The 1,089-nt window shown below is 27.3% G+C and carries 1 protein-coding gene; it reads left to right on the top strand.

Annotated elements, in window-relative coordinates:
- The first annotated feature begins 35 nt into the window (after positions 1-35).
- Complete coding sequence (locus tag FHP04_RS14345; protein ID WP_139856836.1) at positions 36-998, top strand: hypothetical protein; 963 nt, start codon at positions 36-38, stop codon at positions 996-998.
- Positions 999-1,089 lie beyond the last annotated feature (91 nt).

The raw sequence follows: 1,089 nt of genomic DNA, 5'->3' as shown, positions 1-1,089 counted from the left end.
AACCGTTAGCCAAAATTTAAACAAAATAACATAATATGAAATTTAGAACCTTACTTTTTACATTAACAATAATTTCTACAACTTTTAGCTACTCTCAAGTTAGAGTTGGTGATTTTAGTTTTGCCATGTATAAACATAAGAAGTTAAATAAAAAAACCCTAAATCGATTTACTACAAAGACCACAAAATTTGTTTTACCTAAATTTTATTCAAAATCAACTTTTGAAAACATCTTAAATGAAGTTTGGGATGTTACTCCTTATGAATTAATAATGGAGGACGAATTTAATGAGTCAGAAGTAAAAGTGGATGACGTTTTAGCTCAATTTATGAACATTGGTATTACTAAATCAAAATCTAGTGGAATGACTGTTGATTATGGGTTTCATATTTTAGATTTTCACGTTGTTGATAAAATAAAGAAAAAGCCTAAAGAAGGTGAATTAAAATGGTATTCTTCAAAAATTGGAACTATTTATTTTACACCAGATATTAGTTTGAGACAGCAAGCAGGTGCATACTCCAAAGAATTAAAAGGTGATTTATTAAATTTTCGGCTAGGCTACTTGAAAAATTTCTTGCAGTTTGCCAATAACTCCATCAAAAATAAGGTCTCAACTGACCTTTATGAAGATTATGTAAAACCCGAACTTAAAAATATTAAAAGTAACACAATCTATATAGATAGAACTTTCCTTTATGGATATAATGCTTGGACAGTAACGGAAAAGAAATCACCAGAAATAGAAGATTTAATGAAAGATTTTTCATTTGACTATAAAATTGTTGAATATGAGGAAATAGAAAAAATGATTTTGGATAATAAAACCACAGATTTTTATTATTTAATGTATAATCAAATTAATTCCAACAAAATAATTACTATCATTAATGGTAATACTGGTGATATAATTTACCAACAACATTCATTGATGTCATTTAACATTAAATCAAAAGACTTTAAGGAGCTGGATAAAAAAATAAAAAAGGTTAAATAAAAACTTTGGCTAACAACCTGTAAAAATAATTGCTTGGTTCTAGCCTACTCGGAAAATCCTACGGATTTTCCTCTGGTTCGTTCCATTTTTA

Source organism: Aequorivita sinensis, from assembly GCF_006346335.1.
GTDB classification, from domain to species: Bacteria; Bacteroidota; Bacteroidia; order Flavobacteriales; family Flavobacteriaceae; genus Aequorivita; species Aequorivita sinensis.
Note: the sequence above shows the minus strand (reverse complement) of the source record. Positions and strands in the feature narration are given on the sequence as shown.

Bases quoted from the DNA above. Each gene is read 5' to 3' on its own strand.
- FHP04_RS14345 (WP_139856836.1), top strand. From the start codon at position 36: ATGAAATTTAGAACCTTACTTTTTACATTAACAATAATTTCTACAACT.